4 protein-coding genes and 1 pseudogene are annotated in these 5,636 nt (G+C 33.9%); 2 read left to right on the forward strand and 3 right to left on the reverse strand.

Annotated features, from left to right (window positions below; all coding sequences use genetic code 11):
* Window positions 1–40 precede the first annotated feature (40 nt).
* Window positions 41–184: a hypothetical protein gene (locus J5V48_RS09400; protein ID WP_219938328.1), complete on the reverse strand. Its 144-nt coding sequence runs from the start codon at window positions 182–184 to the stop codon at window positions 41–43.
* 105 nt (window positions 185–289) lie between these two features.
* On the opposite strand from J5V48_RS09400, the gene J5V48_RS09405 reads away from it, so the two are divergent.
* Together J5V48_RS09405 and J5V48_RS09410 are read left to right on the forward strand one after the other, a co-directional pair.
* A complete protein-coding gene (locus tag J5V48_RS09405; RefSeq protein ID WP_219938329.1) occupies window positions 290–1,807 on the forward strand; it encodes an IS1634 family transposase in 1,518 nt (505 codons plus the stop codon).
* A 207-nt stretch (window positions 1,808–2,014) separates the two neighbouring features.
* Window positions 2,015–3,379 (forward strand): annotated as a pseudogene (locus J5V48_RS09410) (IS4 family transposase); the annotation flags it as partial.
* A gap of 21 nt (window positions 3,380–3,400) precedes the next feature.
* Here J5V48_RS09410 and rffA read toward each other — a convergent pair.
* Window positions 3,401–4,534: a dTDP-4-amino-4,6-dideoxygalactose transaminase gene (rffA, locus tag J5V48_RS09415; protein WP_219938330.1), complete on the reverse strand. Its 1,134-nt coding sequence runs from the start codon at window positions 4,532–4,534 to the stop codon at window positions 3,401–3,403.
* 1 nt (window position 4,535) lies between these two features.
* The gene (locus J5V48_RS09420; RefSeq protein WP_219938331.1) at window positions 4,536–5,450 is read right to left on the reverse strand and encodes a glycosyltransferase; all 915 of its coding nucleotides are present in this window, start codon (window positions 5,448–5,450) and stop codon (window positions 4,536–4,538) included.
* Window positions 5,451–5,636: the final 186 nt, after the last annotated feature.

The raw sequence follows: 5,636 nt of genomic DNA on the forward strand, positions 1-5,636 counted from the left end.
GCAATTGTTACTCTATTAAGAAGTTTTGTGTACCAAGAATTTAGTTTTTGATGTCACTCAAATGCTGTAAAAATCCAGGAACTTTTCCAGTTACACCGATAACAAGGGCAGAACCTATATCATCTCCTACTACAACAGATGGGATCCTGTTAAGAAACAGTCTCGTGTAGCTAAGCGTATTCATGTAGGCAGACTTAATTCTGATACTGGTGAGGTTTCTTTATCTAAGAGCTTTTTAGAAGCTAATCCTAATTACGTTGGTGAGCATGTTTTCTACGAATGTAATGCTTTGGTAATTAGAACTGAGTCCGATGCTGAAGCTATCAAACAGGAAGCTCAAAAAGATCTTGACTGGAGATGTGACTGTGTTTCTTTTGGTCTTACCTATGCCTGTTGGGAAGTAGCTAAGAAGTCTGGGATCTTATTTAACCTTAATTCTGTATTCGGTGAAGAGATTGGTACTGAACTTTTAAGACTGGCTATTTACCAGCTGTGTTCTCATAGCATGGCTATGCAGAATTATGAAGACTGGCTGGCTATGAATTACCTTCCTGAAGCCTCTCCTTTATCCAGTCAAAAGATTAGTACAATACTTGCTAAGGTTAGTCAGGAGAACATTGACCAATACTTTAAGTTAAGACATGAAAGAGTCACTGAAGACCACTTAAAGAAAGAGGAAGAAGCTAAGAAACAGAACTTAAAGCTCTCTCCTATGATGATGGCTATTGATTCCACTTCTATCAGTACTTGGTCTGAAACTATCGATAATGCTTCATACGGTCATGCCAAGCAGGACGACTTCTTAAAACAGGTTAATCTCACTTTCTGTATCGATTACTTCACCGGTGATCTTTGCTATGCCTATGAGTCTGAAGGCTCAGTTAATGACATGACTCTCTTTGCTGATATCCTGCTACGTATGCAGAGCATTGGTCTGGATTTGGGTAAAACTCTACTAGCTACAGACAGAGGCTATGCTTCTATTTTGAATATACAGAAGATGATCAACTGTAAGCTTATGTTCTTAACTGGTATGTCTTTAAAAGAGGACTCTATTAAAGCTACTATTGACCGCTATAAAGATAGCCTGAACAATCCTATGTTTATGAACGGTAAGCTCGGTATTTATGCTAGAACTGCTGATACTGAAAAGTGGACCTCAACATCTGATGGTGTCAATGATGAACATAAGGTGTACCTACATCTGTACCATGATGCTGCTTTAGGTGAGCGTCAGACTATTGCCTTAATGCGTGACTTACAGAATATCTTAGATAAGAAAATTGCTAATGATACTGTAGATAAGAAGGATTGGAAAAAGTACTCAGGATTCTTTTTCCAAAATTCCAAAACTCAAAAATGGTGCTTAAACGCTACAAAGGTTCAGAATGCTTGTAAATATCACGGTTACTTTGCTATCAGAACTAACACCATTGAAGATCCTTTCCAGAGTCTTATTATCTACAGGGAACGTAACATTGTTGAATCTGCTTTCAGACAGTTCAAAGTCCTTAATGAATGTGACAGACTATATGCAACAGCTACTACATACAAAGGCAAGCTCTTTATTTATATGCTTGCTCAGGCAATCAGAATGATGATGAGTGTTACCGCTTCCAATCATCAACCTAATGCAAAGGTATTACCTGGAGATTCTTTTGACAAAGCTATGCTTCAGATGCAGAGATTACAGGCTTCTAGACCTGCTGGCAGGGGAATTTACATAGTAAAAGAGATCCCTAAAAAAACTAGAGATCTCTTTGAGACTTTTAAAATTCCTTTTCCTAAGAAACAGATCAAAGATTAGTAACTATGATCTGTGGAGTTTAGGTTAGTCTGTATTTTCCAAAAAATTGGACGATTGAACAAAAAGTGGAGAATAGGTGTTAACTAGATGATTTTTAAATAAAAAATGGGATTGTCCATGTTATAATAGAAATAACAAGGAAATCCAATGTCAAAATTATCTATATTCCCAGCACCTTTGTAAACAGCTCATTCATTCACAACTGTTTTATCTAAGGATAACTTAAAGCAGTATGCTCGTGATTGTGGTGCATTAAAGAGAGAGCGTAAGTTCTCTATTTCAGACTATATTCTGACCTCACTTTCACAGATGAGTAAATCCACAGAGAAGTCTGAGTTTACTCTTCGCTCTGTACATGATGCTTATTTAAGAGGATGCAAAAAGTTAGGTAAATCACTTTTAACTCATAAATGCATACATAAGCAGTTACAGTCAGGAAATACTCTTGAAGTAATAAAGACTATGTTGTCAGAACTAATGACAGCTACCTTTAGTAAGAGCTTTCTTAAAAAGATTAAGAAGTTCATTAGTGGGGATTTAAAATCTTTATTAGAAAAACTTAAGGTAGATGACATCATCTTAGTTGATGGCACTGAAATAGACCTATCATACTCATGTGCTGATAACTTTGAATGTAAAGGCAAAGGAAGACCTCATACTGATGGCTCTGCACCAAGACCTGGTTTAAAGCTTCATATAGCTTTCTCTGTGTTAAGACAAAGCTTCGTATATGTAGAAATCACAGAAGCTGTAGGCTCTGAAAGGGATTCTGTTCTTACTGACAGATTCCATAACTGCCTTATTATCTGTGATAGAGGCTACGTAGACGAAGAGCTTGAACAGAGGATTGCTAATAGCAGTAACCTTTACCTTATCAGAGGTAAATTAAGCACAGCTGCTACAATTGATAGTGCTACTGGTGATGATGGTAAGTCAATTCCAGAGTTTAATGGTATAGCTGTTAATAAATTACCAGCCCATAACTGTGCTGACTTAGATGTTACCTTTGCTTCTGGTCATAAGAACAGAGTTATTGTCCGTTATCCCCCTAACTGTACTGACGATGATAAACGCTCTATCTTAAGAACTAATATCCCTAAAGACAGATTAGGTGCTAAACATATTTACCTGCTCTATAGACTTAGATGGGCTATTGAACTGTTTAACAAAGCAAATAAACGCAGTAATTGCTTAAAAAGCATTAACTCAGCTAATGAGAACATCATTCTCTCTTTCATCCTGTTGTCTTTAGCTGTTTCTATCATCAAAACCTTTACCGGTCTTAAATGTGCCAAAGGTAATAGTTTTGAATGGATTTCAATGCTAAAGCTCCATAAACAGAATGACTGCTTTGATGTTTTATTCAATGCCTTACTTTTCCGCAAGTCGTACACTGTATATCAAATTTTTAAAGAACTTCTCGATGACATAGCTCTGTGCTGTCAAAGAACAAAGCTATCTAATCGAGATATTGTTAACTTAAAGGATCTGCCTACATTAGTATGGCAAATCATTAACCACCCCCTTCAGCTAAAATTGCTTAAGGTCTTGGGTATGATTCATAATTGCTAATTATTTTCTCTTCATAAAGGATCAATTTGGAATAAAAAATTCTGTTGTTTTAGAAATAACTTTTTCCACATCTTCTTCTTTCATTCCGTAATACAGAGGCAATCTGACTAGCTTATCACTTTCTGCTGATGTATTTATATCTTCACCATGAAAAATACCAAATTTAATTCCTGCAGGAGAAGAATGTAATGGAACATAATGGAAGGGACATAAAATATCATTATTCTTCATATATTCTATATATTTTTGTCGAATTTCTAACGAGCAGGTTTTTATATAAAACATGTGAGCATTATGCACACACCCATTTGGGACAAAAGGAAGAGTCATCAAATCTCTAAAAAGGAGTTGTGAAAAATAATCATAATACTTTTTCCAAGTGGATAATCGATCACGATTAATTTCATCAGCAACCTCTAATTGTGCCAATAAATATGCAGCATTAAGGTCTGATGGTAAATATGAATCACCAAAATCAACCCAGTTATATTTAGCGACTTGACCTCTATAAAATTGACTTCTATTTGTTCCCTTTTCTCGCAATATTTCAGCTCTTTCTATGTAATCAGGATTATTAATTATTAGCGCCCCTCCTTCACCCATTGAATAATTTTTTGTTTCATGGAAAGAATAACAGCCAAAATCACCGATTGTTCCCAAATATTTTCCTTTATACGTGGACATAACAGCTTGAGCCGCATCTTCAATCACTTTAATATTATAATTTCGAGCAATTGACATGATTTTATCCATTTCACAAGAAATACCGGCATAATGTACAACACATATAGCTTTTGTTCGATTTGTAATTGCTGGCTCAATCAGATTTTCATCAATATTCATCGTGTCTGGTCTAATATCAACAAAAACAAGTTTTGCACCAGCCAAAACAAATGCATTTGCTGTAGAAGAAAATGTATATGAAGGGAGGATTACTTCATCTCCCGGTTTGATATCGCATAAAATAGCTGCCATATCTAAAGCTGCCGATCCACTTGTTGTTAGAAGAGCTTTTGTTGCCAAAAAATTATCCTCTAGCCACTTATTACATCTTAATGTAAAAGGTCCATCACCACAAATTTTGTGATTTTTAATAGCCTCTTGGATATATTCAGTTTCCTTGCCAACAAAAGGGGGAACGTTAAAGTGAATCATGTTATTTCCTAATTATTATCTTCTTAACAAGATCGTTTATTCCTAAAAATAAAGCTCTAATAACTATTTGTAACTTAGAAAAATAAATACCTGTATTTGCATTAAAACCGCTTAAATCATAAGAACACTTTCTTCTTTTTATAACAAAATCTAAATATAACCTACTCACAAATGTTCTATAGTCTTTAATTATTGATTTCAATGTTTTTGAAGATACATCTCCATCAATATACAAATTTTGAACAATTGAAATTTCTTCAACGCAAAACGCTTTAAACAAATCATATTTTCCTTTCTTTGATTGATCGTTGTCAACTTCCCTAAAATAAGGAAAATTATAAACCATATACAAGTTTTTTTTTCTTTCAGAAAAAAGAATACAAGAATGAGGAGAAATTTTATCAATATGAATATCCTTTGAAATCATATCAAAATGATCCTTCCATATACCTACCCCTGAAGTCCACGAAACGTAGATCCCCAAACTTTTTACAAATTCATCGAATGAGTATAATTTATAAATATTGTGTTTTAAAGCTCCATTAGAAAAATAAATTACTGGTTTTTCTTTGATATTCTCCTTGAGAATATCAATCATCTTTATTAAAGAATTTTTTTCAAAAATAGATCTGTGATTAATGAGTTTTAGATATTGCCCTGATGCTAGTTTCAAAGCTTCTAGCTGATTATAAAACATAAATGAATTATTCTTTTTATATTTAAAATTTGGATATTTTTTTGAATATTTGCACATGATCTTTTGGACATTTTCATTTTTACCATTATCTGTAACAATTACTTCAAAAAAATTCAAATCAACATTCTGATTATATATACTATCTATAACAGGACAAATCCATTCTAGAATCCCGTTCGTTGGAATACATAGAGAAATAATTGGACTAGAATTACTCATAAAAAAAACCTTATACCGTGAAACAAAGGTGAAAGTGGTATTATTTAAATACATCCGTCATCTAGATTAGATTATTATAAGTACTCACTTTTAAAAGAAATGAATTTTCGTAACTACTCAGAACCTACCCCTAAAATAATCTTCTCAGCCTTACCATTAAAAGCAGAGGTCAGAGCAACAAATGCA

Source organism: Succinivibrio faecicola, assembly GCF_019448115.1.
Classification (GTDB): Bacteria; Pseudomonadota; Gammaproteobacteria; order Enterobacterales; family Succinivibrionaceae; genus Succinivibrio; species Succinivibrio faecicola.

What these genes read in the sequence shown, in the direction of transcription:
- J5V48_RS09420 (WP_219938331.1), bottom strand. Translation starts at nt 5,450, where the DNA reads ATGAGTAATTCTAGTCCAATTATTTCTCTATGTATTCCAACGAACGGG.
- J5V48_RS09400 (WP_219938328.1), bottom strand. Translation starts at nt 184, where the DNA reads ATGAATACGCTTAGCTACACGAGACTGTTTCTTAACAGGATCCCATCT.
- rffA (WP_219938330.1), bottom strand. Translation starts at nt 4,534, where the DNA reads ATGATTCACTTTAACGTTCCCCCTTTTGTTGGCAAGGAAACTGAATAT.